Source organism: Aquabacterium sp. OR-4, from assembly GCF_025290835.2.
GTDB lineage: Bacteria > Pseudomonadota > Gammaproteobacteria > Burkholderiales > Burkholderiaceae_C > Pseudaquabacterium.
Genome location: NZ_JAOCQD020000004.1, coordinates 489,997 through 514,820 on the forward strand (window position 1 = coordinate 489,997; position 24,824 = coordinate 514,820).

24 protein-coding genes are annotated in these 24,824 nt (G+C 72.9%); 2 read left to right on the top strand and 22 right to left on the bottom strand.

The annotated features are described in order from the left end of the window. Positions 1 to 189 precede the first annotated feature (189 nt). The 22 genes from N4G63_RS27400 to N4G63_RS27505 all read right to left on the bottom strand — a co-directional run bounded on the left by N4G63_RS27400 (position 190) and on the right by N4G63_RS27505 (position 20,793). Positions 190 to 1,482: a hypothetical protein gene (locus tag N4G63_RS27400; RefSeq protein ID WP_314600476.1), complete on the bottom strand. Its 1,293-nt coding sequence runs from the start codon at positions 1,480 to 1,482 to the stop codon at positions 190 to 192. Between the two features lie 130 nt (positions 1,483 to 1,612). Then, entirely contained in the window at positions 1,613 to 2,536 is a 924-nt protein-coding gene (locus tag N4G63_RS27405) for a PEP-CTERM sorting domain-containing protein (RefSeq protein WP_314600477.1), read from the bottom strand. A gap of 266 nt (positions 2,537 to 2,802) precedes the next feature. Beyond that, complete coding sequence (locus N4G63_RS27410) at positions 2,803 to 3,579, bottom strand: ankyrin repeat domain-containing protein (protein ID WP_260791356.1); 777 nt, start codon at positions 3,577 to 3,579, stop codon at positions 2,803 to 2,805. After that, positions 3,569 to 4,333 (bottom strand): hypothetical protein, encoded by a 765-nt coding sequence (locus N4G63_RS27415; RefSeq protein ID WP_260791358.1) that lies wholly within the window; start codon positions 4,331 to 4,333, stop codon positions 3,569 to 3,571. Before N4G63_RS27415 ends, N4G63_RS27410 begins: the two co-directional genes overlap by 11 nt. Next, positions 4,320 to 6,059 carry a putative porin gene (locus tag N4G63_RS27420; protein ID WP_260791360.1) on the bottom strand — a complete coding sequence of 580 codons (1,740 nt, stop codon included), beginning with the start codon at positions 6,057 to 6,059 and terminating at the stop codon, positions 4,320 to 4,322. The genes N4G63_RS27415 and N4G63_RS27420 overlap by 14 nt, the downstream gene beginning before the upstream one ends. A 4-nt stretch (positions 6,060 to 6,063) precedes the next feature. After that, the gene (locus tag N4G63_RS27425; RefSeq protein WP_260791362.1) at positions 6,064 to 6,753 is read right to left on the bottom strand and encodes a TonB C-terminal domain-containing protein; all 690 of its coding nucleotides are present in this window, start codon (positions 6,751 to 6,753) and stop codon (positions 6,064 to 6,066) included. Between the two features lie 25 nt (positions 6,754 to 6,778). Beyond that, positions 6,779 to 7,180 carry an ExbD/TolR family protein gene (locus N4G63_RS27430; RefSeq protein WP_314600478.1) on the bottom strand — a complete coding sequence of 134 codons (402 nt, stop codon included), beginning with the start codon at positions 7,178 to 7,180 and terminating at the stop codon, positions 6,779 to 6,781. Between the two features lie 55 nt (positions 7,181 to 7,235). After that, entirely contained in the window at positions 7,236 to 7,643 is a 408-nt protein-coding gene (locus N4G63_RS27435; protein ID WP_314600479.1) for an ExbD/TolR family protein, read from the bottom strand. A 9-nt stretch (positions 7,644 to 7,652) separates the two neighbouring features. After that, positions 7,653 to 9,392, bottom strand: a complete 1,740-nt coding sequence (locus tag N4G63_RS27440) for a DUF2341 domain-containing protein (RefSeq protein ID WP_314600480.1) — start codon at positions 9,390 to 9,392, stop codon at positions 7,653 to 7,655. Between the two features lie 197 nt (positions 9,393 to 9,589). Next, positions 9,590 to 10,531 (bottom strand): LuxR C-terminal-related transcriptional regulator, encoded by a 942-nt coding sequence (locus N4G63_RS27445; RefSeq protein WP_314600481.1) that lies wholly within the window; start codon positions 10,529 to 10,531, stop codon positions 9,590 to 9,592. Continuing rightward, positions 10,528 to 11,124, bottom strand: coding sequence for a type II secretion system protein (locus N4G63_RS27450; protein WP_314600482.1), 597 nt, complete (start codon positions 11,122 to 11,124; stop codon positions 10,528 to 10,530). The genes N4G63_RS27445 and N4G63_RS27450 overlap by 4 nt, the downstream gene beginning before the upstream one ends. After that, positions 11,111 to 11,599 carry a type II secretion system protein gene (locus N4G63_RS27455; RefSeq protein WP_314600806.1) on the bottom strand — a complete coding sequence of 163 codons (489 nt, stop codon included), beginning with the start codon at positions 11,597 to 11,599 and terminating at the stop codon, positions 11,111 to 11,113. Before N4G63_RS27455 ends, N4G63_RS27450 begins: the two co-directional genes overlap by 14 nt. A gap of 26 nt (positions 11,600 to 11,625) precedes the next feature. After that, positions 11,626 to 12,147 carry a prepilin-type N-terminal cleavage/methylation domain-containing protein gene (locus N4G63_RS27460; protein WP_314600483.1) on the bottom strand — a complete coding sequence of 174 codons (522 nt, stop codon included), beginning with the start codon at positions 12,145 to 12,147 and terminating at the stop codon, positions 11,626 to 11,628. After that, positions 12,144 to 14,342: a secretin GspD/PilQ domain-containing protein gene (locus N4G63_RS27465; protein ID WP_314600484.1), complete on the bottom strand. Its 2,199-nt coding sequence runs from the start codon at positions 14,340 to 14,342 to the stop codon at positions 12,144 to 12,146. The genes N4G63_RS27460 and N4G63_RS27465 overlap by 4 nt, the downstream gene beginning before the upstream one ends. After that, positions 14,339 to 14,995, bottom strand: a complete 657-nt coding sequence (locus tag N4G63_RS27470) for a hypothetical protein (protein ID WP_314600485.1) — start codon at positions 14,993 to 14,995, stop codon at positions 14,339 to 14,341. Before N4G63_RS27470 ends, N4G63_RS27465 begins: the two co-directional genes overlap by 4 nt. Continuing rightward, positions 14,992 to 15,618: a hypothetical protein gene (locus N4G63_RS27475; RefSeq protein ID WP_314600486.1), complete on the bottom strand. Its 627-nt coding sequence runs from the start codon at positions 15,616 to 15,618 to the stop codon at positions 14,992 to 14,994. Before N4G63_RS27475 ends, N4G63_RS27470 begins: the two co-directional genes overlap by 4 nt. After that, a complete protein-coding gene (locus N4G63_RS27480; protein WP_314600487.1) occupies positions 15,615 to 16,082 on the bottom strand; it encodes a hypothetical protein in 468 nt (155 codons plus the stop codon). Before N4G63_RS27480 ends, N4G63_RS27475 begins: the two co-directional genes overlap by 4 nt. Positions 16,083 to 16,246: 164 nt before the next feature. After that, the gene (locus N4G63_RS27485; protein ID WP_314600488.1) at positions 16,247 to 17,056 is read right to left on the bottom strand and encodes a hypothetical protein; all 810 of its coding nucleotides are present in this window, start codon (positions 17,054 to 17,056) and stop codon (positions 16,247 to 16,249) included. Beyond that, positions 17,037 to 18,638, bottom strand: a complete 1,602-nt coding sequence (locus tag N4G63_RS27490; protein WP_314600489.1) for a GspE/PulE family protein — start codon at positions 18,636 to 18,638, stop codon at positions 17,037 to 17,039. The genes N4G63_RS27485 and N4G63_RS27490 overlap by 20 nt, the downstream gene beginning before the upstream one ends. Next, positions 18,638 to 19,849, bottom strand: coding sequence for a type II secretion system F family protein (locus N4G63_RS27495; RefSeq protein WP_314600490.1), 1,212 nt, complete (start codon positions 19,847 to 19,849; stop codon positions 18,638 to 18,640). Before N4G63_RS27495 ends, N4G63_RS27490 begins: the two co-directional genes overlap by 1 nt. Positions 19,850 to 19,857: 8 nt before the next feature. Next, positions 19,858 to 20,310, bottom strand: a complete 453-nt coding sequence (gene gspG / locus N4G63_RS27500) for a type II secretion system major pseudopilin GspG (protein WP_314600491.1) — start codon at positions 20,308 to 20,310, stop codon at positions 19,858 to 19,860. Positions 20,311 to 20,556: 246 nt separating this feature from the next. Beyond that, a complete protein-coding gene (locus tag N4G63_RS27505; RefSeq protein WP_314600492.1) occupies positions 20,557 to 20,793 on the bottom strand; it encodes a hypothetical protein in 237 nt (78 codons plus the stop codon). 254 nt (positions 20,794 to 21,047) lie between these two features. Between N4G63_RS27505 and N4G63_RS27510 the strand changes: the two genes are divergently transcribed. Both N4G63_RS27510 and N4G63_RS27515 read left to right on the top strand, forming a co-directional pair. Further along, positions 21,048 to 23,042: a phosphate transport regulator gene (locus tag N4G63_RS27510; RefSeq protein ID WP_314600493.1), complete on the top strand. Its 1,995-nt coding sequence runs from the start codon at positions 21,048 to 21,050 to the stop codon at positions 23,040 to 23,042. Further along, a complete protein-coding gene (locus N4G63_RS27515; RefSeq protein ID WP_314600494.1) occupies positions 23,039 to 24,676 on the top strand; it encodes a PEP/pyruvate-binding domain-containing protein in 1,638 nt (545 codons plus the stop codon). Before N4G63_RS27510 ends, N4G63_RS27515 begins: the two co-directional genes overlap by 4 nt. Positions 24,677 to 24,824 lie beyond the last annotated feature (148 nt).

Here is a 24,824-nt window from a genome sequence, read left to right on the forward strand (position 1 = left end):
AAGCGGGGCAAAGGGTGCGCTGAGGCAGGAACACGGTGGGCGGCAGCGCTGGCGGGCGCTGTTGGCAGCGGTGGCGCCGACCCGGCCGGGCGCCCTCCGCAGAAACGGGCACCGCCCGCGGTGGCGCGGGCGGTGTAGACAACAGGCGGCCACCGCACGGGCGGCCGCTGCAACAACCAGGCGCCTGGATTACTGGGCGACCGGGGTGCAGTTCGAGCTGGTGCCCTTGCTGAACTTGGTCTCGCTCACGGCGAACAGGCCCTTGGTGTTGCCGGTGGCGATGCTCGTGTTGAGCGCCGTGCGCACGCGGGTCCAGAACGTGGCGGGGTTGCCGCTGGCGGCCGGCTGGGCAATGCGGCTCACGAACCACATGTCGTAGGTGCCGTCCTTGGCGGTGGCGGTGTTGGTGAAGCTCACACCGGCTTCGGCCGGCTGGGCGCTGTCGGCCATGGCCATGCCGCCCACGCGCACCCAGCGCCAGGCTTCGCTCTGGTTGTTCTCACCCGACATCACGCCAACCACATAGCCCGTGCCACGCAGCAGGGCGCGCACGTCGCCGGTGCCGGCCAGTGCGGTGACGGTGATGGCACCAGCCGAGCCGCCTTCCGGCACCACACCAACAGCAGCGCCGTTGCACACGTTGCCCAGGAAGTACTGCTGGGCCACAGCCTGCGTGCCCGAGGTGTCGACACGGCGGGCATAGGTCAGCGCAGTGCCCGAAGCCAGGATCGACGGGGCCAGCAGGTTGGCACCACGGGTGTAGGCGTCGCTGCCCGTGTTGCCGCTCATGATGGCGGCCATCTGGGCCTTGCCGATCACCGGCACGCACTCGGCCTTCTTGGTGTCGGTCACCAGGCAGCCGGCGGCGACCTTGCCGGTGCTCAGCTGGTCGTCGAACATGGCCTGGTACAGCTCGGGGCTCACCGCCACGCCAAAGGTCTGGGCAAAGCCGGCGCTGACATTCGAGGCCGGGTTGGCCACGCCATTGCGCACCGTGCCCAGGAAGCCGTTCGGCTCCACGTCCATCAGGCCACCCACCACCACCGACCCGGCGGGGCGGAGCACGTTGGTGCCGGTGGCGGGGTCGCGGTAGGTGTCTTCGGCCGGGCAAGCCGTGCCGGCGGGCCAGCCGGCCAGCAGGCAGGCAGCGGTGAACGAACCACCGGCCACGTTCAGGCGCAGCTCGGAGTACTGCGTGCCGGTGAACTTGACGGCGGTGGCGGCGGTGTACTCGGCGGCCGTGGGCGCGCTGGTGCTGGCAAAGCTGCCGGCGGCACCGCAGAAGTAGGTGGAGATGTTGCTGCTGCCGACAAACTCGACAAACTGCGCCGGGGCCGGGCACAGCGAGGCCAGCGCCACCTTCAGGTTGCCCTTGGAGGCCGAAGCACCCGAGGCAATGCCGATCTGGGCCACCGGCGAGGCGGCGAAGGCCGAGCCAGCGGCCATCAGGGCCACGGCGGAAACGATCTTGGTGAACGTCATGATGAAAAATCTCCAGGCAGGGTGAGGCAGCGCCACCCGTTGGGTGGACGTGCAACTGAAATTCAGGCTTTGGAAAAGGGGGCGGCAGCCAGCCACCGGCCCGGCCGGTGGCTGGCGCACCCGGCGCGGCTTAGGCGGCGCGGCGGCGGCGGGCCAGGAAGCCCACGGCGCCCAGGCCGGCCAGCAGCATGGCGTAGGTGCTGACTTCCGGCACGGCGCTCACGCTGTAGGTCAGCGTGGAGGTGGCTTCGTCGAACGTGAAGGTCACGGCCTGGGCCACGTCGAGCGCGCTGCCCGCGCTGTCGGCAATGCCACCGAGTTGACCGACCGTCGGCAGACCACCACCGACCAGGCTCAGCTGGGCAACCATCACGTAGGCGGTGTCGGTCAGACCCACCAGGAAGTTGTTGGTGCCGATCTGCTGGCCGAAGGTGCCCAGGCCGTCCACGGCCACCGAGGTGCCCAGGAAGGCGGTGCCGGCAGTGGCAACGCTGGAGCCGAACTTGCCCGCGGTGTGCTTGCTGCCGGCCACGGTGTTGTTGGCGGCGTACAGGTTGCTCACATTGGTCTGACCGTTGGAGACGGCGGCGTTGGTGACGCCCGACTCTTCGGAGTTGTCAAAGTCCAGAGCGGTGGACGTGAACAGGATGTTCTGGCCAGTCATGCGGTTCGAGGCCGAAGCCGCACCACCAACGCCGTCACCGGCGATCACGCCCCAGGTGAACGCACCGGTGTTGCTCGAGATGAAGCTGGCAGCGTTCGAGTAGTCGTAGGTACCGGCCTGCACCACGCCGTTGACGGTGTAGACACCGGTCGACAGGTTCCAGCTGGCGGTGTTGGCCGCACCCTGGCGCAGCGCGCCGCCGGCCACCACATCGGCAAACTGGGCTGCCAGGTCCACCACCAGCGAGGACTGAAGGTCAGCCGACATGGCCACGAAGGACAGCGAGCTGTTGCCCTGGGTGGTGGCGTTGCCGAACTTCAGCGTGGCATTGGCGGAACCGACGGCGGCCAGGGCCAGGGCGGCCACGAGGGCCTTGGTCTTGAAGGACATGCTTGAAACTCCTGAGGAATTGGAAGATTGAGTCAGTCGAACGGCCGCGGAGTGCCGTTGAACGCACTGTAGAAAGTGCCTGTGTCATGCCGTTGCGAACTTCGGGTTGCGGCCTAGTCCGTTCGGGCCCCTTTTGAGCCGCTTCAGACGGCTCTTACACAAACCCTTTCAGATTGCCTGCTGGATGTGACGGGCGTGACGCGGCCTGCGGCATCGCATGAGCCGAACGGTCTGCCCCGTTCGGCTCATGCCCCGTGCAAGCCAGGTCAACGCGCCCCGGCCTTGTGCGTGTCTGCACCGGCTTCGAGCAAGCGGCCCATGGCGTCCACCTGATTGGCGGCACTGGCCACGTCCAGCGCGGTCTCGCGCTGGCGGTTCAACAGATCCACCGGCACACCGGCACGCAGCAGGTCGTCAATCACCTCCAGGCGGCCCGCCACGCTGGCCAGGTGCAGGGCAGTCTGGCCACCACTGCTCCAGCGCGCGACATCGGCACCGGCGCGCAGCAGCAGGCGCACGGTGCTGCGCTGCCCGGCCAGCGCGGCGGCTGCCAGCGCGGGCAGCCCGTCACTGCCGTGGCGGTCGATCTCGGCGCCCTGGCGCAGCAGGCTGCGCACCAGCTCATCCTGTCCGGCACGGGCGGCCAGCGGCAGGGCATGGCTGCCGGTCTCGTCGCGGGCCGTGGCGCTGGCGCGGCCGGCCGGCTCGCTCTTGCTGCCGTTGATCAGGGCCTGGCATTCGGCCCAACGGCCCGCCTGAGCGGCCGCCAGCAGGGCGCGATCGGCCGCACTCAGCGGCACGGGGCCCAGTGTGGAGGGCGTGGCCAGGCGTTGCGCCCACTCCAGCGCCGGCACCGGTACGCCGCGCGGTGCGCTGGCCCGCGCGCGCGCGAAGCCGGCCAGGGCCGGATCGGCATCCTGGGCGCGGGCGGCGCCCGGCAGGTTCAGCCCGCACAGCGCCGCCAGCAGGCAGGCAGACGCCCGCGCAAGCGCGAGCCGGCGGTGTGCATGCAGCCGCGAGGTGCAGGCCCGATCACGGCGCACGGGGCGCCTCCACGGCCGCAGCACCCGCCATGGCCTTGAGCGTCTGGCGGTCGAGCTTGTCTTCATAGCCCTGCACCAGGTTCTCCAGCGCCACGCGGCGGGTCTGGATGAAGATCTCGTCCTGCGCCGCCACCTCGGCATGACCCTTCGCGATGTAGCGCTGCAGCAGCTCGTCGCCCAGCTGGCGCAGGGCCTGGTTGCTGGCCATGCACATCTGCAGGCCCTGGGCCTGGCGCTGATGGCGGGCCAGCAGCTCGGCGGCGGCGCCGCGCTCCTGCGTCTGCTGGCGCTGCAGCTCGCCGATCTGCCCGCGCTGCTGCTGGCCGCTCTGCGTGGCCTGCGCCAGCTCGGCCAGGGCGCTGTCGAGCCTGGCCTGCAGCGCCGCCTGCGCCTGGCGCAAGGCCTCCTGTGCCTGCTGCGCCTGGGCCAGCGCACGCGTGTGGCCGCCGACCTGGCCGCGCAGGCGCTTCAGCTCGGCCTGGGCGCCGTCGAGCTGGCTCTTGGCCGCCCCGGCCTCGGCGCCGGCCTTGCGTGCGTTTTCCTGCTCGGTGCCCTGCTGCTGCTGCAGTTGCTGCACCTGCTGGCGCAAGCGCCGCAACTGCTCTTGCTCGCGGCTGGTGGACTGCGCCTGGGCGGTGCCGGCCGCCAGCAGGCACAGCAGCGCGATGGCGGCCAGGCGGCCAGCGCGAGGGCCGGCGCCGAAACGTGGGCCGGCGCCGCAACCCGGGCCCGGGCGATGCTCAGAAGCGCACATTCAGATCCACCTGCAGGATGCTGAGTCCGTACTTGTCGGTGCTGCCGTACACCACGGTGGGCGACGAGAGGGTGCGGGCCGACAGCCAGCGCACACCCAGGCCGGTGTCGCGCGCCAGGCCGTACTGCAGGCCCAGGCTGTAGCCCTGGATGTTGGTGCCGCCACCGCCCAGATCGCTGTCGACGAAGGCATCGGGCACGGCGTCGCTGCCCAGCCAGCGGTAGCCCACGCTCACCTGCCAATCGCCGGTGTTGCGCACGCTTTGCGCACCCACCGTGGCACGCAGACCGGCGCCGACCCGCCGTGCGTCGTTGAACCACACGCCGCTGCGTGAATAGGCTTCGTAGAGATTGAAGGCGCGGTTCACCACCACTTCGCCCGACAAGCCCACCACCGTGGGCGCAAAGTGCGAGAACTCGGCCGCGGCGGTGAACACCAGCGGCCGGAAGTTCATCCCCAGGCCCCACCGGGCCTTGTCGGGCGTGAGCCCGGCGGCCAGCTCGTAGGCGTTGTTGGTCAGGAACAGGCTGTTGCCGCGCTGGCGCAGCCCGGCCTCGTACTCGTACTGGCCATAGCTGCGGCCGGCGCCGCTGACAATGTCGTAGTCGGGATCGACCCGACCACTGAAACCCGAGTAGAGGTATTGCGCAGCGCCCAGCTTCAGGCGCGTGCGCGCACTCGCCTCCCATTGCACACCCACCTGAACGCCCGAGATGCTGCGGCCACGCTTGGGCGGAGCCGACTCGCGCACGGGAAAGTAGCCCAGCGTTGCAAAAGGCTGCCAGTCTGCATTGGCCGCCACCGGCCATTTGAAACTCCCGGCCACGCCCTCGAAATTGAGGTTCTCGCTCCACACCAGATCGGTGGCGAACCAGGGATTCGCGATCCGGCCGGCACTCAGGCTCGCCCATTCGGCCGCGTCGAACTTGATGAAGGCGCGGTCCAGCAAGAAGGCGTAGCGGTTGAAGTTCTGACCCAGGGTCTGGTGGGTGGAGACACGGTCGGCCGCACTGCCGGTGGCCAGGCGCAGCCCTGCGGTCACGTTGTCGGCCACCTTGGCGTTCACGGCCAGGCGGGCGCGCAGGCGCAGGCGGTCGCGGTCTTCCAGCGTGTTGGCGGTGGCCAGTCCCACCGAGTTGCCTGCTGCCAGGTCGGGCGCGCGGGTCGTGCCGCTGAGCGAGCGGCTCAAAAATACCTCGGGCGTGGTGTTGCCGGCGTCCTGCCGGTCGCCCTGGCCACGCACCCGAAGGTCGCCCTCGATGGCGATGCGATCCGTCCATTCCGCCGTGGCGTTGGGCACGCCCCAGCGCTCCATGCGCGCGCGGGCCACGATCTCTTCGCGCAGCTCGTTGCGGATCTGGTCGCGCACCAGCTGCGGCACATAGGGCACACGCACCACCGGGGCCACATCGGCGGCCGCGGCGGCCGCGGCGGCGCGTGGCGCATCGCCCCAGGCGGGCGCGGCGGTGCCGGCCGGCACCGCCTGGGCGCGGCGGCGCGCATCGGCCAGCAGGGCATCGGCCTTGTCGCGGCTGAGCGTGCCGCTCTGCACCAGGGCGTCGATCAGCGCCAGCGTGGTCTGGCGCAAGGCTTCGAGCGATTCACGCTCGGCACTTGCGCCTGCGCCTGCGGGGGACGGGGCGGTTTGCGCCTGGGCGGTCAGGGGCAGCAACACCACGGCGGCGGCCAGAGACAGCGCGGCGCGCGTCGGGGGTCGTCGGAACATCAGCTCATCCCATCATTCGGTTGGAGACGCGCAGGCGCAGCGGTTGCGGCAGCCGCGGCGGCGGTGGTGTGTTGGCGCTGCCCGGAAAGCGGGCCAGCGCGGCCCGCAGGGCCTCGTCGGTGTCGGCATCACCGCTGCTGTCGGTCAGCTCCACGCGCTGCAGGCCGCCGCTGGCGCTCAGCCACAAGGCCACGTGCACCTGATAGTCGCGCTGCTTGACGGCCTTGTCGCGCGCCAGGAACTCGTTGAGGGCCTTGGTGGTGGCGTTGGCATAGGCGGTGTAGGCCAGGCGGTTGACACTGCTGTCGCCGCCGCCGTTGCCTCCCACCGTGGCCGCGGCGCCGATCTTCTCGCCGGCGTAGTCCTGCGTCACGGCACCGGCGGTTAGGCCGTTGCCCGGGCCGTTGCCGGCCACCTCGTCGCTCTTCAGTGCCGCGGCCTGCGGCGGCGCCTCGGCCGGCTTGGGCACATCGGCCGGCGTCGGCTTGGCATCGGGCTTGGGCGGCGGGCGGTCTTCGACCTTGGGTGGCGGCGGTGGCGGTGGCGGTGTGTCGGGCAGCAGCTTGACCTGGGCGGTCTTGCGCGCCTTCTCGGGCGCCTGATCGCAGCCGGCCAGCAGCAGCACAGCGCTGGCCAGCAGCAGGGTGGCGGCGCGCGCGGCCGGGCCACGGGCGGGGCTTGGATGTCGGTTCATGGGGGAGGGCGGCGCGTGCTTGTTGCTAGAAGCCGATGCGCGCGGTGGCCAGACTCATCGACACCTCGGCCTCGCCGCACAGGTCGATCATGGCCACCACGCGGTGGAAGCGCGCCCGGTCGTCGCCCTGCACCACGATGGTCGACTTGGCGTCGCGCGCGCGGATGGATGTCAGCTCGGTGAGCAGCTGCGCGTCGCTGCGCGGCGTGCCGTCGAGCAGGGCACTGCCATCGGCGGCGATGCGCAGCACATGCACCGGATGGCGCTCGGTGCTGGGCGTGGCCGACGGCTTGGGCAGGCTGATCGGCAGGCCCTGCACCGAGGCGGTGGTCATCAGGATGAACACCACCAGCAGCACGTAGGCCAGATCGAGCATCGGCGTGACGTTGATGGTGTCGTATGGTTGGGCGTCTTGCTGGACATGCATGGCGGCACCGGCGTGGGTTCAGGTAGGACGGCTGACTGTGGCGGCGCCGAGTCGCTCAGCCGGCGCGCTTGGTGACAATGCCGACTTCACCGATGTCCAGCTTCTTCAGCGTGGCCAGCACCTCGCGCACCTTCTCGAAGGGCGCCGCGGCATCGCCCTTCACCACCACCGGCAGGTTGGGGTTGGCGGCCTTGTACTGGCCCAGCAACGACACCAGCTGCTCGGGCGTGACCGGAAAGGCATCGAGAAACACCGAGCCGTCGGCGGTGACGGTGATCGCGCGGGTCTGCGGCTTGGCCAGGTTGCTGGTGGCGCGGGTCTCAGGCGACTGCACGCGCACGCCCTGCACCGAGGCGGTGGTCAGGATGATGAAGGTGACCAGCAGCACATACGCCAGGTCGAGCATCGGCGTGATGTTGATGTCGTCATAGGGCTGGTTGTCGCCCTTGATGTCGGCCGACACGGCGGGGCCTCAGCGGCGCGGGGCGCTGTCGCCGAACTGTTCGGCCACGCGGGTGGAGAACTCGTCGACGAAGATCTGCATGTCGGCCGAGATGTTCTTGATGCGCGCCGACAGGTAGTTGTAGCCAAACAGCGCCGGGATGGCCACGCCCAGGCCGGCCACGGTGGCCATCAGCGCCGCTGCGATGCCGGGAGCGATGGCGTTGACGTTGACGTCGCCCGCCGCGGCAATGGCCGCAAAGGTGATCATCACGCCCACCACCGTGCCCAGCAGGCCCAGGAAGGGGCCGCCCGAGATGGCGATGGTGAGCCACACCATGGCCGAATTGAGGCGCTGGTTCTCGCGCACCAGATCGGCATGCACCGCGGCGCTCACCGCATTGAGCATGGCCCCGCTGACCGCCGAGCCGCCGGGCTCGCCGATCTGGCGCTTCTTGAGCTGCTGCACGCCCACGTCGTACAGGCGCGCCAGCGACGAGCCGGGGTGCGCCTGCGCACCGCCCACGGCCAGCACCTCGCGCCCGGCGCGAAAGGCGGCGAGAAAGGCGTTGTTGCCGCGGTCCTGGGTGTGCACCAGGCGCAGCTTGCTGACCATCACGATCACGGCCACCACGAACAGCAGCGCACACAGCCAGATCACCACCAGCGCGTCGATGGTGAGGTTCTTCCACAGCACGCCGAAGTAGCCGCCATGGCCTGCGCCCTCGGCACTGTCTTCGCCCTCTTGCTGCAGCTGCGTGGCCACCAGCTTGGCGTCGGCGCCCTGGGCCGCGCGGCTGAACTTGATCCAGTCGGCACTGCGCGCGGCCGTGGCCAGCTGCAGCTCGTCGATCAGGCCGTTGTAGCCCTGGCCGATGCGCACCGGGCCCTCGATGGTGGGCGCCGGCGCCGGCAGCGGCGCCTGGGCGGCCTGCTGGCCGTTGACATACAGCGTCAGCTTGCCGCCAGCCTGCACCACGGCGATCTGGGCCCAGGCCGAGGGCGGCAAATCACCCCCCGACAGGCTCAGCGGGCCGAGCTGCAGCCTGGCCTTGCCCGCGTCGAGCGACAGGCTCAGCGGCCCTTGCGAGAACAGCGTGCCGGTCGCGGCCTGGGGCTTGATCCATAGGCTCAGCGCATAGGGCGCGCCCGGGCCGGCGGTCAGGCGGTCGGCGGCCGGCAGTTCCACCATCTGCGTGCCGTCGAAGCGGCCGCTGGCACCGATCAGGCCGTTGACCTCGCTGGCCAGCGGGCCGCTGGCGGTGAGCGAGGCGCCGCCAGCGTCGCGCAGCGAGCCGTCGCTCTGCTCGAAATGCAGCGTGAGCTGCGCACCGCTGTCGGCCACCGCGGCGGCGGGCTCGGCCGCGGCCTTGGCGTTGCCGGCGTAGACGAAGAGCTGGTTCTTGTCGGAGCCCGGCGCCACGGTGGGCAACTGCACCCAGACCACGGCCATCTCGCCGGTGCTGTCCCAGCGCTCGATGGCGAACTTCAGCGGGGTCTTGTCGTCGCCGGCCAGCACACGCACATCGCTGCCGTCGGGCTTGGCGCCGACGAAGTCGAAGTTGCCCGAGTGCAGGCGCACCGGCACGGCCACGCCGCTCAGCGCCTCGGTGGTGGTGATGCCGGCGGCGCCGGTGTTCAGCGTCACGGTGGTGCGCTGCTTGAAATCGGCGTTCCACCAGGCATGCGCTGCCAGCGGGCAGGCGGTGACAAGCAGGGCTGCCAGTGCGCGCGAGACGGCGCGGGCGGCACGGGAACGGACGCGAATCATGCAGACGACTCCGGAACAACTCGGGACAAGAAACCGCCACCCACGGGCCAGGGCTGCGGCGAGCCCGCCAATGTAGGCAGCGAGGGTGACGACAGCAGGGGCCGTACATGAGCCGATCGGCTCATGCCCAGCCTGGCGCAAGGCCTGCAGCGGCCGCGGCAAGGGGGCGCCCAACGGGTGGATCGCCAGCACGGCGCTCAGCCCTCGTCGGCCTCGTGGCGGCGTTCGGGCGGTGGCAGGGCGCCCAGCGCCATGGCCCGCGACACCGCCTGCGCCCGGTTGCTGGCGCCCAGCTTGCGCAGGATCTTCTGCACATGGTTCTTCACGGTGAGCGGGCTGATGCCCAGCACGGTGGCGATCTGGTGGTTGCTCTTGCCTTCCTGCACCCAGCTCAGGATCTGCCGCTCACGTTCGGTGACACTGCCGCGCGGTGCACTGGCCGCGGCCGTGCGCGCCTTGTCCGGCGCGGCCGGCGATCCCGGGCCACCGGGCCGCTGCAGATCCAGCTCGGTGGCCGTCACGCGCAGCCAGGTGCTGTGCAGAAAGGGCAGCACCACATCCAGCCAGCCACAGCGCTGCGCCAGCGTGAGCCCCGGCGCACCCAGCCCGCCCAGGCCGCCGATGACGAACAGGCTCTCGATCTCGGTCGGCCGCTGCGGCCGCGCCACGCCGTGCACCAGCAGGTGGCTGTCGCCCAGCACGGCCTGCAGCGGCTCGGCGGCCAGGCGCGCACTGCCGCTGAGCTGGCTCAGCGGCAGCGCCCGCGCGCGGCCGCGGCCCTCGACCCAATGCGCGGCCAGCGCGGCCACCAACGGGCCGTTGGCATCGGTCAGGTGCTCGATGGCCGGCGCCGGCAGCACCACGCTGTGGAAGGCATCCAGGACCACCGCACGGCGCTGGCGCTGCCAGGCGCCGCACACCAGCAGCTGGTGCGGCACCAGCGGCTGCATCTGGCTTTGCGTCCAGACAAAGAACTGGTGGCGGCGCTGCACGCTGGGCGCGCCTTCCAGCAGCCGCATCAGACCCAGCGCCTGCTCGCCGTCCAGCGATTGCAGGTCGAGCAGCGGCTGCGATGGCGGAGCGCCAGGGTGCCCCGCCGGCAACCAGGGCGACGGCGTGGTGGATGGGTTCGGGGTCAAGGTGTCCTCCTCGGGTTCTGATCGTTGCCGGCCTCGGCCTCGGCCGCGGCTTCGGCCTCGCCCGGCCGCCCCGAAGGATCGGGTGCGCCCTCGGTGGGCGGCGGCGCCGCGGTCTGGGGGCTGTGGTCGGTCAAGAAGTGCCAGTCGCCCACGCTGGCCGGCTGGCGGCCCGGCATGGCCACCGGCAGCGCGTGGCGACGCCAGGCGCGCTGCGTGGCGCGGCTGTGCAGGCCCACGATGCCGCCCTGGGCGTCGCGCAGCAGCACCCAATCGGCGTGGCCGCTGAAGGGGTCGGCATACAGGCGTCGCAGGTGCTGCTGCGGCGGGGTGCTGCGCCGGTCGTCCAGCAGCTCGTCCAGGCCCTGCGGCGCGCGCGGCTGCCCGGCCGGCGTGGCGGCGGCATAGCGGCCCAGGGCCTGGGCGATCTGGCTGCCGCGAAACAGCAGCTCGGCCTCGCGCTCGCGCTGGCCGGCAGCCTGCCACTGCGTGGCCAGGCCGCCCAGGCCGGCCGCGCCCAGGGCCAGCACAAACAGCAGCACCAGGTAGGTGAAGCCGCGCCGCGGCGGTGCCACTGGCCGCTCACCAGTCGGCATAGAGCTCTCCGCTGCGGGCCCGGCCGGCGGCGCCCGAGCGCACATCCCACACGCCGGCGGCCGCCGTGTCGGCCTGGCCACTGGCCGCACCGGCCACACCGGGCGGCGCGGCGGTGCTGCCGAACGAGGCGCCCAGCACATCGTCGGGCGGCGGCGCCAGGCTCACCCAGCTGTCGCGCCGGCCGGTCAGCGGGTCTTCGGGCAGCTGGCGCAGGTAGCGCTGGCCCACCAGCTCCTGCAGGCTGACCGGATAGCGCCCCCGGTCGGCGGCAAACTGGTCGATGGCCTGGCGCATCACGGCCAGCGAGCTGCGCAGGCTGTTCTCGCGTGCCTGGTCGACGCTGCGCAGGTAGCGCGGCGCGGCAATGCTGGCCAGCAGGGCCACGATGGCCATCACCACGATCAGCTCGATCAGCGTGAAGCCGCCGCGGCATGGCCGGGGCCGGGGCCGGCGCCGGCCTGGCAGGTGGGCCATGGGCTGGGCGGGCATGGGCAGTGGCCTCACCAATCCTGGTAGCGGCTGCCGTCGAGCGCACGGCCGGCGCTGCGTGGCGCCACGTCGAACACATCGGCGCCACCACCGTACTGGCCGGGCGCCTGGGTGCTGGCGCGCACCGCCCAGGTGGCGGCGGCCGGCAGCGCCGCGTCGGCAAAGGGGTCGCGCGGCAGGCGGCGCAGCAGGTACAGGCGGGCGCCTTCGCGCGGCCGGCCTTCTTCGTCGAGCAGGGGCACGCCGCGCTCCAGCACATCCAGCGTGGCCGGCCAGGGCGTGCCATCGCGCCCGGCGGCAATGCGCCGGGCCGCCACCGCGGCGCGGTGCGCATCGAGCGCGGTGCGAATGCTGCGCAGCCCTTCGCGCAGCTGCGCCTCGCGGGTGCGGCGGGCCACCAGTTCGTGCAGCGGCAGCGCGGCGCCGGCCAGCACGCCGACGATGACCAGCACCACCAGCATCTCGATCAGCGTGAAGCCGCGACCGCCGCTCCGTGCGCCGCCTGCAGCGCGCGCCTGCGCACGGGCGGTCATGGCGCGCGCTGGCCCGGGCCGGCGCCAGGCGGCGGTGGCGCCTGGGCCGCATCGCCGACCTCGATCTCGGTCTGGCCGTCGACCGCCACCTCGGCGCCGCCGCTGGCCGCCAGGCCCGCAAGCTGCAGGCCGAGCGTCTGCCCGGCTGCCGCGGGCAGCACCCGCAGCACGAGCACGGTCTCGCCGCCCGGGGCCAGCGTGAAGGCCATGCGGCCGGCACCCGCGCCACTGGCGGCCGAGGCCAGCTGCAGGGTGTCGGCATCGAACTGCAGCTCGCCGCTCAGCTCGCTGGTGCTGCGGTTGGCCAGGGTCACCGACACCGTGTCGCCCACGCGCGCCTGGCGCGTGGCGCGGATCTGCAGCAGGGCCGCAGCCGGGGACGACAGCGCGGCTGCGGGCCCGGCGTCGGCGGCCGGTGGCGCTGCCGCGGCCGGCGCGCCACGGCGATCGGCCACGCTGACCCGGGCCGTGCTGGCCAGGCGCAGGCTCTGGGCACCGGGCTGGCTGTCGGTGCCCGACACCAGCGTGGCCGCCGCCACCGATGGCGTCTCGAGCCGGCGCACGATGCGCGGGGTGATCAGCATCACCACCTCGTTCTTGTTGCGCGTGTCGCCATGCACGCCGAACAGCCGGCCCAGCACCGGCATCTGCGTGAGCCCGGGCAGGCCGGTGGCGGTGCGGCGGTCTTCGTCGCTGATCAGGCCGGCCAGCACCTGGGTCTCGCCGTCCTTCAGGCGCAGCGTGGTGGTGGTCAATCGCTGGCCCACCTGGTAGGCGGTGGCGCCGCTGGGGCCGGTGACCTCGCGCACGAGGTTGGTGACATCCAGCGCCACCTTGATCGTGACCTCGTTGTCGAGCTGGATGGTGGGCTCGACATCGAGCTTCAGGCCCACGTCGACATAGGTCACGGCCACCGAGGTGCTGACGCTGCCGTTGACCACCTGGGTGGTGCTGAACACCGGCAGCTTGTCGCCGATCTGCACCTTGGCCTTCTCGCGGTTGCGCGCGCGGATGGTGGGATTGGCCAGCAGGTTGGTGTTGCCGTACTCGCCCCTCAGCGTGGCCAGCAGCGCCGGGTTGGCCACGGTGCCGCGAAAGCTGGCGTGCTCGCCCAGCGCCACCTGGCCGCTGACGCCCGGCAGGCCGTACTGCACCGAGGTGGGCCAGCTCAGGCCCAGGCTGGCGAGCTGGTTGCTGGCCACCTCCATCACCTCCACCGCCAGCAGCACCTCGGGTTCGGGCAGATCGAGCGTGGCAATCAGCTGCTCGGCCTGGCGCACCACCTCGGGCGTGTCGCGCAGCACCAGGGCGTTCAGGCGCTCGTCGGCATGCAGGTCGCGGGTCTTGGTCATGGTGCGCACCAGGGCCAGCACTTGCCGGGCATCGGCATTGCGCAGGTACAGGCTGCGCGTCACCAGCTCCTGGTGCTCGCGCTGCTTGGCGACGGTGTTGGGGTAGATCAGCACCGTGCTGTCGTTGAGCAGCTTGCGGTCGAGCGCCTGGGTGGCCAGCACCACGCGCATGGCCTCGTCGAGCGACACGTTGCGCAGAAACACCGTGACCTTGGCATCGCCACGCACGTCCTTGTCGAACACGAAGTTCACGCCGCTGGCGCGTGCCAGGGTCTCGAACACCTGGCGCAGCGGCGCCTCGCGAAACTCCAGCGCCACCGGCTTCTGGTAGGCCGCGGCCAGTGCCGCCGGCAGCGGCGGCGGCGCGGGTGGCGCCAGGCTGGCGCGGCGTGCGGCGTCGGCCGCGGCCAGGGCGGCCTCGCTCTGGCGCTGCTGCTCGCGCCGCGCCTGCACCAGTTGCAGCTGCAAAGCCGGCAGGCGCGGCTGCTGGGCGTCGAGGGTACTTGCACGCGCCACCAGGCGCTCGGCTTCGTCCACCCGGCCGGCAGCCAGGGCCAGCTCGCACTGCGCCAGCAGCAGCACCACCACGCGGTCGCGCTGGCGGGCGTGGGCGGTGCGCAGCGCGCCGTCGTCGGGGCGCGCGCGCAGCGCCTGGTCGAGCTGGAGGTAGGCGTCTTCGTAGCGGCCGGCGCGGGCCAGGCGGTCGGCCTCGTCGATGGCCGGCGTGGCGCAGCCGGCCAGCCAGACGGCACAGGCCAGGCTGGCCAGGGCGGCCGCGGCAAGACGCGGCTGCGGCTGCGGCTGCGGCTGCAGCGGTGGTCGCCTGGAAGGATCACGGCTCATGAGTCGGGCCCGGGGTTGTCGTCGTGGTGGTCGGAAGGGTTGGCGCCGCGGCGGGCCGTGGACTCGGCGCGCACGCTGACCCCCTGGTTGCCGGGCAGCCAGGTGAGGTCGAGCCGGCCATGGCGCACGGCGTCGATGCGCCATTGCCCATCCAGCACCTGGCCAGGACGCACGGCCGCGCTGCGCAGCGGCCCGCCCAGCAGCACCTGCTGGCCGCGCTCGTCGTCGAGCGTGCCGATCCACTGGTACGCAAACGCCGGCGCGCGCAGCGGCGCGGGGCTGTCGCCGGCGCTGCGCCGTGCCGCCGCCACGGCGGCGGGCGAGGGCGAGGGCGAGGGCGCTGGCGCAGGCGCCGCACCCCAGGCCTGCAAGGCGCTGGGCTCGGGCGCCGGCCAGTCGGCAGCGCGCGCAGGCAAGCCGGCGGCGACCGGCGCAGCACCGCCCACCGGCGCCGCGTTGGCGCCGGCGCCCGAGGCCGGCCCCGCCCCCAACCGCCGCGGCGCCAGAGGCAGCACGGCGGCCCCTTGCGCGGCCCCTTGCGCAGCCTCGTCGGCCTCGGTGGCCTGGTCGGCGGCGTCGGCTTCAGGCTGACTGGCCAGCCAGGCGGTGGCAGCCACGCTGGCGGCCAGCGCCAGCCACAGCACGGGCCTCATGGCGCCACCCCGGTGCCGGCCACACCATCGGGCGCCATGGCCGCGCGCTGCAGCATCTGCCAATGCAGATCGACTTCCAGCATCGCCGCGGCCGGCCCGGCGCGGCCCAGGCGCATCTGCTCGAGCACCAGGGCCGGATCGGCTTGCAGGGCGGCAGCCACGAAGCCACGCACATCGGCATAGCGGCCCTGGGCGCGCCAGACCATCGGCACGCTGTGCAGGCCATCGCCGCGCAGCAGCGGCGCCTGGTGCACGCTGCCCACGGCCAGGCCATGGCGCTGGGCCAGCGCCAGCAGGCCGGTCAGGCGCTGCGCCGCCAGCGCCGCGGGCGGCAGGGCCTCGTGCAGGCGCTGCGCGGGGCCGGGTGGCGGCGGCACCGTGGCGGCCGGTTGGGCCTGGCGGGCCCGCAGCGTCAACGCCTGGCCGGCCACCGCCGCCTCGGCCCGCCAGCGCGGCGCCAGCAGCAAGGCCAGCCAGGCCGCCACCAGCAGGGCCAGGCAGCCCGCGGCACCGGGCAGCACGCCGGGGCGCCGCCAGTGCAGGTGAATGGGCAGGTGGATGGGCCAGCGCCACCGCAGTGCGCGCTGCAGCAAGCCTGGCAGCGTGGCCACGAAACCGCTCATCGGGCCGGTGCCGGCATGGCCGTGGCCGGTGCCAGCGCCTGCGCCTGCGCCTGCGCCTGCGCCAGGATCTCGAAGCGCTGGCCACCGGGCATGCTGTCCAGACGCGACAGCGTCACGCCCTGCCAGGCACTGGGCGCAGCGTCACCGCTGCTGTTGCTGCGCAGGGCCTGCGCCGCGGCCAGGGCCGCGGCCGGGTCGGCCGCCTGGCCTTCCAGCCGCAGCGGGCCCTGGCCATCGAACACCAGGCCGGTGAAGCTGACGCCCGGCACCGCGGCCGCCTCGGCGGCGCCAAACACCTGCGGCCAGGGCTGGGCCAGGCGCAGCAGCCAGCGGCTGGCCTCGGCTTCGCGCCGGGCGGCGGCCGGATCGGCGGCGCTGGCCGGCCGGGGCGGCGCCGGGGCCGGCCGCTGGCCCGGCCGTGCGCCTTGCCGCATGCGCTGCCAGCGCCAGGCGGTCCAGCGCATCCTGCCGGTGTTGCCAGTCAGCCGCCGCCTCGCGTCCGGCCACGGCCAGCACCAGCATGCCGGTGGCGCACCACAGCCAGGGCAGGCGGCTGGCCGGGCGGACCGGGCGCAGAAAGTCGGGCTGCGGCACGGGCTGGCGCATCGTCATCGTCTTGGCCATGCGCTCAGGCCCGGGGCGGCGGCACGGCGGCGGCCTGGCGCCCGGCCCAGCGCCCAACCCAGTGGGCGCCGCCGCGTGGCGTGTCGGCCCACCAGGCCGGCGGCGGGTGATCGCCGCTCAGCGTGGCCCTGCCCGCCGCCCCACCCAGCAGCGGCAGGGCGGGGTGGCTGGCACCGGCCTGCACATCGAGGCCATAGCCCAGGCAGCGCTGCACGGCCACCGGTTCGTTGGCCAGCCAGGCCTGCAGTGCGCCCGGCGTGGCCTGTGGCAGACGGCGCTGCTGCAGGCCCACCAGGCTGCCGCGGCGCAGATCGAGCCGCGTGACCAGGCGGCCTTCCACCATCACCAGCTGGGCGGCGGGCTCGCGCAGCAGGCTCGGCTCCTGGGCCAGGGCCAGGCGCATGGCCCGGGCCCACCAGGGCTGCACGGCCTGCAGCTGCACGCCATGGCGGGCCGCCGTGGCCTGCAGCTCGGCCAGCGGCTGGCCATGCAGCGCGCTCACGCCACGCGCCGCGCCGGCCTGCCAGGCGGCCAGCGGCCAGGGCGCCGCGGCATCGCCGTGGTAGTGCTGCAGCAAGGGGCGCACATAGGCCAGCACCGCCGCGTCGTCGTGCAAGGGCAGGGCGCCGTCGATCAGCATGTCCAGCACCCACCAGGCCGACAGCCACAGGCGCGCGCGCGCGCCGGGATGCGCAGCGCACCAGGCCTCCAGACCGTCCCAGCGCACGGCCTGGCCCGGTTCGGCGGCCTGCCACACCCCCGAATCACCCCACCACAGCGACAGCGCCGCGCCTTCACGCATCCACGACCACACGGTCCATCTCCTCGAAGGTGGTGAAGCCGGCGCGCACCGCGGCCAGGGCCACCGTGTGCAGCGATTGCATGCCGCGCTCGCGTGCGGCCTGCTTGATGGCCGACAGCGGCGCACGCGCGGCGATCAGGTCGCGCAGGCCGTCGTCCAGGCGCAGCAGTTCGGCCACGGCGCGGCGGCCGCGGTAACCGCTGTGGTGGCAGCTGGGGCAGCCGGCCCCGCGGCGCAGCAGCACCCGGGCATCGGGCGCCTCGCCCAGGCGCAGCAGCTCGTCGGCAGTGGCCGCCACCGGCTCGGCGCAGGCCTTGCAGACCTGGCGCATCAGGCGCTGGCCCAGCACCGCGTTGAGCGCCGCCACCACGTTGTACAGATCGAGCCCCATGTGCATGAAGCGGCCGATCACGTCGAAGGCGTTGTTGGCATGCACCGAGCTGAACACCAGGTGGCCGGTGAGCGCGGCCTGCACCGCGATCTGTGCGGTCTCGGCGTCGCGGATCTCGCCGACCATCACCCGGTCAGGGTCATGACGCAGGATCGAGCGCAGCCCACGCGCAAAGCTCAGGCCCTTTCTCTCGTTGACCGGGATCTGCACCACGCCTTCGAGCTGGTACTCCACCGGGTCTTCGATGGTGATGATCTTTTCGCGCCCGGTATGGATCTCGGCCAGCGCGGCGTACAGCGTGGTGGTCTTGCCGCTGCCGGTGGGGCCGGTGACCAGCAGCATGCCGTGCGGGGCGCGCGCCAGCTGCAGCAGCGTGTCGCGCAGCGCGGCGTCGAAGCCCAGCGCGGTCAGCGTCAGCGTGCTCTGGCCGGCGGGCCCGTTGGCCACGGCGCTGCGGTCGAGCACGCGCACCACGGCATCCTCGCCCCACACGCTGGGCATGATGGACAGGCGGAAGTCGATCTCGCGGCCCTGCGCGCCAGCGCCCACACGGCGCTTGAAGCGGCCGTCCTGCGGCAGGCGGCGCTCGCCGATGTCGAGCTCGGCCAGCACCTTCAGCCGCGACACCAGCTGCTCGGCCAGTGCGGCGCCGTCCACGCGCCGCATCGCCTGCATCACGCCGTCGATGCGCAGGCGCAGCACCGCGCCGCGCGGCTGCATCTCAAGGTGGATGTCGCTGGCGCCATCGGCCAGCGCATCCAGCAGCACGGCGTCGAGCAGGCGCACCGCCGGGCTCGATTCGGCCGTCAGCGCGGCCAGTGTCAGTTCGCCAGCCCCATCACCTGCCCCGTTGGGCCCGGCGTCGTGGGCGGCCAGGCCGTGCACCGCCTCCACGGCATCGAGCGCGCGGCCACCCAGGTCGCCTGCGGCCAGCCAGGCGTCCAGCGCCGCCGCGCTGCAGCGCTGCCAGCGCAGCGCCTCGCCCAGCCGGGCCTCGGCCATCTGCAGCAGCAGCAGATCGGGTGCGCGGTCGGCCAGCAGATGCCAGGCACCGGCCTCGTCCACACCGGCCAGTGCGCGGTGCCGCTGGGCCAGCGGCCGGGGCCAGCGCACCAGGTCGAACTGCAGCCCCTGGCCCGCCGCTTGGCCGGGCCGCTCGCCCGCGGGCGTGGCCGCAGGCGGCGAGCCGGGTGTGTCGGACATCACTGCACCTGCTCCATCAGCGTGAAGATCGGCAGGTACATCAACACCACGATGCCGCCGATCAGCACGCCCATCACCAACATCAGCAGCGGGTTCACCAGCCGCGTCACCAGGTCGGCCAGCTGCGCGATCTCTTCGTCATGAAACGCCGCGGCGCGCTGCAGCATCACCGGCAGCGTGCCGCTGGACTCGCCCACCCGCAGCATGCGCTGGGCCACCGGCGTGGACAGGCCGGCGGCATCAAAGGCCTGCGACAGGCGCTGGCCGCTCAGCACCTGGGTCAGGGCCTGCGCGCCCGCGGCACGCAGCGGCGCGGCCAGCACACCGTCCAGCAAACGCAAGGCGGCCGGCGCCGGCACGCCGGCGCCCAGCAGCAGCCCCAGGCAGCGGTACAGCCGCGCCAGCGCAATGACCTGCAGCCGCGGCCCCAGTACCGGGCTGCGCCACATCAGCCGATCGAGCCAGCGCCGGGCGGCAGCGCTGCGCCACACCAGCAGGCCGCCCAGCGGCAGCGCCGCCGCCAGCGCGAGCGTGAGCGCAGGGTAGGCCGCGGCGTGCACGCCAAGCGCCATCAGCCAGCGCGAGGCCGCCGGCACATCGCCCGCGAGACTGTCAAACACCCCGGCAAAACGCGGCAGCACAAACAGCAGCAGGAACACGATCACCGCCAGCCCGGCCGCCAGCAGCATGGCGGGGTACACCAGCGCCGCGCGCAGCCGCGCCTGCAGCGCGCTGCTCCAGCCCAGAAACGCGGCATGGTCGCGCAGCGTGGCCGCCAGCTGGCCACTGCGCTCGCTGGCGGCCACCAGGGCGATGAACAGCGCGTCGAAGGCCTCGGGCACGCGCGCCAGCGCCGCCGACACCGGCTGGCCCTCGCGCAGCGCGGCCATCACGCTGTCCAGCGTGCGCCGGCCGCGCCCGGCGCTGTCCTTCTCGCGCAGCGTGGCCAGCGCATCCAGCAGCGGGATGCCGGCATCCAGCAGCACCGCCAGCTCCTGGCTGAACAGGCGCAGGTCAAAGGCCGGCCCACGCCGCCGCCACGGCCGGCCTGCCGTGGCCGTGGCCCCGGCCGTGGCCTCGGCCTGCACCGACAGCAGGCGCATCGGCGGCACGCCCAGCGCGGCGCTGACGCCGGCCGCATCGGCGGCCACCACGCGCACCTGGCGCACGCCACCGTCCAACTCGGCCAGCCTGACCCTGAACGCGGGCATGCCTGCGCTCACCAGCTGGTGATGTCGGCGTCTTCGCCGTCGCCACCGGGGCGGCCATCGCGGCCGTAGCTTTGCAGGTCGTAGTCGCCGTGTTCACCCGGCGCGCGATAGGCATAGGGCCGGCCCCAGGGATCGGCCGGCACCGTCTTGGCCAGATAGGGGCCTTGCCAGCGCGGCTCGTTGGCCGGCTGGGCCACCAGCGCGCCCAGGCCCGGCTCGCTGGCCGGGTAGCGGCCGGTGTCGATGCGGTAGTGGTCGAGCGCCTTGCCCAGCGCGTCAAGCTGTGCGCGGGCCACCTTTACTTCGCTCTTGCCGATCTGGCCAAACAGCTTGGGGCCCACATAGCCGGCCAGCAGCCCGATGATGACCATCACCACCAGCAACTCCAGCAGCGTGAAGCCGCGCCGCCGCTGCGTGCCGGCTGAAAGGACATTCGGGACACGCACGACAGCTGGCGACACAGGGAGCTCGGTTCATGATGACAACCGGCTCAGACTACGTGCCGCTGATGACTGGGGCGTGAAGAACCGTGATCGGGCCATGGCAAACATGAGCCGAACGGCTCACAGGCGGCGCCTGGTCAGGCAGCGGCCGCCTGCGCCAAGCACACGGCTTGGCCATGGCCCGGAAACGACAACGCCCGCGGGCCTGGCGGCTGCGGGCGTTGTCTGCGGCAGCCGGTTGAACCGGCTGCCAGGTCGCGCGGCTCAGGCCAGGCGACGGAACACGAAGTCGACGATCAAGCTTTCTTCGCTGGCGAGGGTGCGTTCCTCGATCACCTCGAGTTCACCGAACTCGCTGCCCGCAAACTTGATTTCGCGGGCCACCGAGTCGAACACGTAGGGGTTCTCGAGCGCGGTGCCGGCCTGGGGCAGGCGCACCGCTTCGCCCACCGGCGCTTGCGAGAAGATTTGTCGGGCGATGGAATGGTCATGCCACTGCATAAAGCCTCCGGACTGGGTACAACGAACGACTCGGAGTTTACCCGTAGCCCCGGCGTTGACCGCCATACCCCACGGCCATGTCGAACCGGCTTGACATCCGTGGTGTCCGGCTCATCCGGCCCGCTGAATGGGCGGCTTGGCTTGATCTGGCGCATGGCACGCCGCTGCTCGCCTGTCGCGTCACCGAAGCGTCACGAACGCGGCCAACACTGGGCCGGGTACCTACTCGCGCCACCCGCTGCGCCTGCGCCACCATGGAAAAGTCCGACGCCATTGAATCACTGGGCCAGACCTCGCTGCTGCAGCCCACACGCGTGCGCGCGGCGCTGCAGGCCAATGACCGGCTGAAGCTCTACCTCACCGTGCTGCAGGCCGCAGCCGCACAGGCCGGGCAAGCCGAACCCAGCCCGCTGGACCTGAGCCGCGAGATTGCAGCGGCCGGCGTGACGGCCGCCGCCGACGCCGACTGGCTGCACGACCTGCCGGCCACCGCCCGCAGCCGCGGCCAGGCCGTGCACCTGCCCGATCTGCCGCGCCTGGCCCGGGGCCTGCACGACGACCTGCTGACCATGGCCCGCCCGCTGCTCGACGACGCCACCGAGCAGGCGGTGTTTGCCCAGCGCGTGCAGCACTGGGCGCAGCGGCTGGCGGCCATCGACCGCCCGACCCTGGACGCCGAACTGCTCAAGGCCCTGACCCACGGCCACCGCGGCGGCCATGGTCAGCCCGGCAGCGACAGCCTGCACCTCACGGTGATGGACCTGCACAAGGCGCTCAACCGCCTGGCCGCGCGCCTGGCCGCCGAGACGGTGGACGGCGCGCATGTGTGGCAGCTCGATGCCGACGGCCCCGACCATGGCCGCGTGGCTGCCTTCATGCGCGGCCTGAACCGCACGCGCGGTCTCAAGCTCGAGCACCCGGGCCTCGACACCGCCGCCACGCGCGACGGTGAGCGGCTGCTGATCCAGAACGACATCGGCACCAACGACGCGCATGTGCTGGTGCTGCAGGTGCAGGGGCTGCACATCACGCTCACCTACTCCGACCTGCACCGCCAGCGCTTTGCGTTCTTCCAGAAGCTGCTGGCCGAGGTGGGCGCGCAGTGGAGCGGCGTGACCTCGCGCACCACCGAAGGCCTGAACCGTGGCGAGGCCTACCACCTGGGCACCGCCAGCTTCGAGGCGCCCGACGAGGCCGGCCTGCAGCAGCAGCTGGACGGCATTGGCGCGCGCATCGTGTTCCTCATCGACTGGAACCGCGCGCGCAAGCGCCTGCTGGCCTTTGTGGACGGCGAGGCCGCCGTGGCCGTGCTGACCGAAGGCGCGCGCCGCGAATGCGGCCACATGGCCTGGCTGCAGGCCGGTGGCGAGCGCCTGGTGTGGAACGCCATGAGTGCGCAGGGTGAAGGCGTGTTCCGCCTGGGCGACCGGCTCGACGACGTGATGGGCGCAGCGGCCGCCCAGGCCCTGCTGGTGGATCTGCTGGCCCTGGCCTGGCAGGCCGCGCAGCGCCGGCAGCCGGTGGCCCTGGTGGCCGACGAGGCGCGCTGGATGCTGGCGCGCAGACTGCAAGGCCGGCTGGGCCAGATGGACCTGCTGGAAGAGCATGCCGCGCTGTGCCACGCGCTGGCCCAGGCCGTGCGCGACGGCCTGACCCACGGCGTGCACCACGATGCCGACGCCGCGGCGCAACTGGCCGCGCGTGCCAAGACCTGGGAGCGCCAGGCCGACCACCTGGTGATGCGCGCACGCGCGCTGGCCGAGCGCCAGCCGCAGTGGCAGCCGCTGGCGCGCCTGCTGGAACGATCGGACGACGTGGCCGATGCGCTGGAAGAGGCCGCGTTCGTGTTGGGCATGGTGGCCGACGGCCATCACCATGGCTGGGGCGGGCCGGTGCTGGCCGAGCTGCAGGCGCTGGCCGGCGCGGTGCTCACCGCCACACAAGACCATGTGAAGGCGCTGGCCGTGGTGCGCAGCCTGGGCGGCCCTGCCGGGGCCGGCGATGGCGGCGAGGCCGCCGACCGCGACGAGTTTCTGGCCGCCTCATGGCGCGTGCTGCAGGCCGAACGCCAGTGCGACACCCTGCTGCGCAGCGTGCGCCGCGCACTGGCCCGCGAGGTGCGCGACGCCGCCTCGCTGCTGCTGGGCAACGAACTGGCCACCGCGCTCGAGCAGGCCAGCGATGCCCTGCTGGCGCTGGTGTACGGCCTGCGCGAGCAGGCCTTCCAGCGCGCGGGGGTGCCGGCATGAACGCCCCGGCCCATCCCGCGGCCCTGGCCGGCTCGCCCCCGGTGCTGCTGGGCTGCGGCCCGCAATCGGCCGCCAGCGTGCCACCGCCCGAGGCCATCGGCTTCAAGGCCCACAACCTGGCGCGCATGGCCGCGCTGGGCCTGCCGGTGCCACCGGCTTTTGTCATCGGCACCGACTGGTGCGCCCAGGCCCGGCAGCTGGGCCGCGCGCACTGGCGCGACGCGCTGGCCGCGCTCGCACAGGCCAGCGGCCTGCGCTTTGGTGATGCGCGGCGGCCGTTGCTGCTCTCGGTGCGCTCGGGTGCGCCGGTGTCCATGCCCGGCATGATGGAAACGCTGCTCAACATCGGCCTGTGTGATGCCACGCTGCCCGGCCTGGTGCGCCAGACCGGCAATCCGCGCCTGGCCTGGGACGCCTACCGCCGCCTGGTGGCCAGCTGGGGCGAGGTGGTGTGGGGCCTGCCCGCGGCGCTGTTCGAGGCCGATCTGGCGGCCGTGGCTGGCACCGACGCCGCGCAGGCCAGCGGCGCGGCCGAACGCGGGCTCGACTACGCCGAGTTGCGCGAGCTCACCCACCGCCATCTGGCCACGCTGCAGCGCCAGGCGGGCCGAGCGTTTCCGCAAGACCCGATGGCCCAGCTCGACGGTGCGATCCAGGCCGTGTTTGCCTCGTGGCAGGGCGACAAGGCCCGCCAGTACCGCCAGATCAAGGGCCTGCCCGAGACCCTGGGCACCGCAGTGACGGTGCAGCGCATGGTCTTCGGCAACGCTGGCGGCACCTCGGGCGCGGGCGTGGGCTTCACGCGGCATCCGTCCACCGGCGCGCCCGAGCCCTGGGTGGACTTTCTGTTCAACGCCCAGGGCGAGGATGTGGTCTCGGGCCGCCGCAGCGCCCGCGGCCACGATCAGCTGGCCAGCGTGGCCCCGCAGGTGTGGGCGAGCCTGGTCGAGGCCACGCAGGTGCTCGAGACCGAGTTCACCGACATGCAGGACTTCGAGTTCACGGTGGAGGAGGGCTGCCTGTACCTGCTGCAGACCCGCGCCGGCAAACGCACGCCGCAGGCCGCGGCGCGCATCGCGCTCGACCTGTTCGACGATGGCCGCCTGCCGCTGGCCACCGCGCTGCAACGCACCGAGGGCCTGGACGCCGACAGCCTGGCGCTGGCGCGCGTGGTCGGCGACGCAGGTGCCACGGCCGAGCCGCTGGCCCAGGCCGCCAGCGCCTGCACCGGCGTGGCCTGCGGCGAGATCGCGCTCGACGAGGCGCGCGCCCGCCAGCGCCAGGCGCAGGGCGTGCCGGTGCTGCTGCTGCGCGCCGAGGCCGAGACGGGCGACATCGCCGCGCTCGAGGTGGCGCAGGGCCTGCTCACGCAGCGCGGCGCGCGCACCTCGCATGCCGCGGTGGTGGCCCGTCAGCTGGGCAAGGTGTGCCTGGTGGGCTGCGAGGCCCTGCAGATCGACCTGCCACACCGGCGGGTGCTGATTGCCGGCCAGCACTTCGCCGAAGGCGATCCGCTCACGCTCGACGGCAACACGGGCCTGGTCTACGCCGGCACGCAGCGCACGGTGCGCGAGGCCGATGCCCTGCTGCTGGCGCGCCTGGCGGCACTGCGCGCCGCGGCACTGCGCCACTAGTCCAGTGAAACGGAGAAATCGGATGTGCGTGGGTACCTGTCAGGGGCGCCATCTAGGCGCCGGGCGCAGCCGGGTTGGTCACCCGGCGAGCACCGGCAACGACGAGGGCGCCCCTGACAGGTGCCCACCCTGCGGGCAGGGTCTGGCA

Bases quoted from the DNA above. Each gene is read 5' to 3' on its own strand.
- N4G63_RS27460 (WP_314600483.1), bottom strand. From the start codon at position 12,147: ATGACCGCCCGTGCGCAGGCGCGCGCTGCAGGCGGCGCACGGAGCGGC.
- N4G63_RS27475 (WP_314600486.1), bottom strand. From the start codon at position 15,618: ATGAGCGGTTTCGTGGCCACGCTGCCAGGCTTGCTGCAGCGCGCACTG.
- N4G63_RS27470 (WP_314600485.1), bottom strand. From the start codon at position 14,995: ATGAGGCCCGTGCTGTGGCTGGCGCTGGCCGCCAGCGTGGCTGCCACC.
- N4G63_RS27405 (WP_314600477.1), bottom strand. From the start codon at position 2,536: ATGTCCTTCAAGACCAAGGCCCTCGTGGCCGCCCTGGCCCTGGCCGCC.
- N4G63_RS27515 (WP_314600494.1), top strand. From the start codon at position 23,039: ATGAACGCCCCGGCCCATCCCGCGGCCCTGGCCGGCTCGCCCCCGGTG.
- N4G63_RS27415 (WP_260791358.1), bottom strand. From the start codon at position 4,333: ATGTGCGCTTCTGAGCATCGCCCGGGCCCGGGTTGCGGCGCCGGCCCA.
- N4G63_RS27450 (WP_314600482.1), bottom strand. From the start codon at position 11,124: ATGCCGACTGGTGAGCGGCCAGTGGCACCGCCGCGGCGCGGCTTCACC.
- N4G63_RS27490 (WP_314600489.1), bottom strand. From the start codon at position 18,638: ATGTCCGACACACCCGGCTCGCCGCCTGCGGCCACGCCCGCGGGCGAG.
- N4G63_RS27480 (WP_314600487.1), bottom strand. From the start codon at position 16,082: ATGCGCTGGACCGCCTGGCGCTGGCAGCGCATGCGGCAAGGCGCACGG.
- N4G63_RS27430 (WP_314600478.1), bottom strand. From the start codon at position 7,180: ATGCATGTCCAGCAAGACGCCCAACCATACGACACCATCAACGTCACG.
- N4G63_RS27440 (WP_314600480.1), bottom strand. From the start codon at position 9,392: ATGATTCGCGTCCGTTCCCGTGCCGCCCGCGCCGTCTCGCGCGCACTG.
- N4G63_RS27400 (WP_314600476.1), bottom strand. From the start codon at position 1,482: ATGACGTTCACCAAGATCGTTTCCGCCGTGGCCCTGATGGCCGCTGGC.
- N4G63_RS27455 (WP_314600806.1), bottom strand. From the start codon at position 11,599: ATGGCCCACCTGCCAGGCCGGCGCCGGCCCCGGCCCCGGCCATGCCGC.
- N4G63_RS27465 (WP_314600484.1), bottom strand. From the start codon at position 14,342: ATGAGCCGTGATCCTTCCAGGCGACCACCGCTGCAGCCGCAGCCGCAG.
- N4G63_RS27420 (WP_260791360.1), bottom strand. From the start codon at position 6,059: ATGTTCCGACGACCCCCGACGCGCGCCGCGCTGTCTCTGGCCGCCGCC.
- N4G63_RS27495 (WP_314600490.1), bottom strand. From the start codon at position 19,849: ATGCCCGCGTTCAGGGTCAGGCTGGCCGAGTTGGACGGTGGCGTGCGC.
- N4G63_RS27505 (WP_314600492.1), bottom strand. From the start codon at position 20,793: ATGCAGTGGCATGACCATTCCATCGCCCGACAAATCTTCTCGCAAGCG.
- N4G63_RS27510 (WP_314600493.1), top strand. From the start codon at position 21,048: ATGGAAAAGTCCGACGCCATTGAATCACTGGGCCAGACCTCGCTGCTG.
- N4G63_RS27425 (WP_260791362.1), bottom strand. From the start codon at position 6,753: ATGAACCGACATCCAAGCCCCGCCCGTGGCCCGGCCGCGCGCGCCGCC.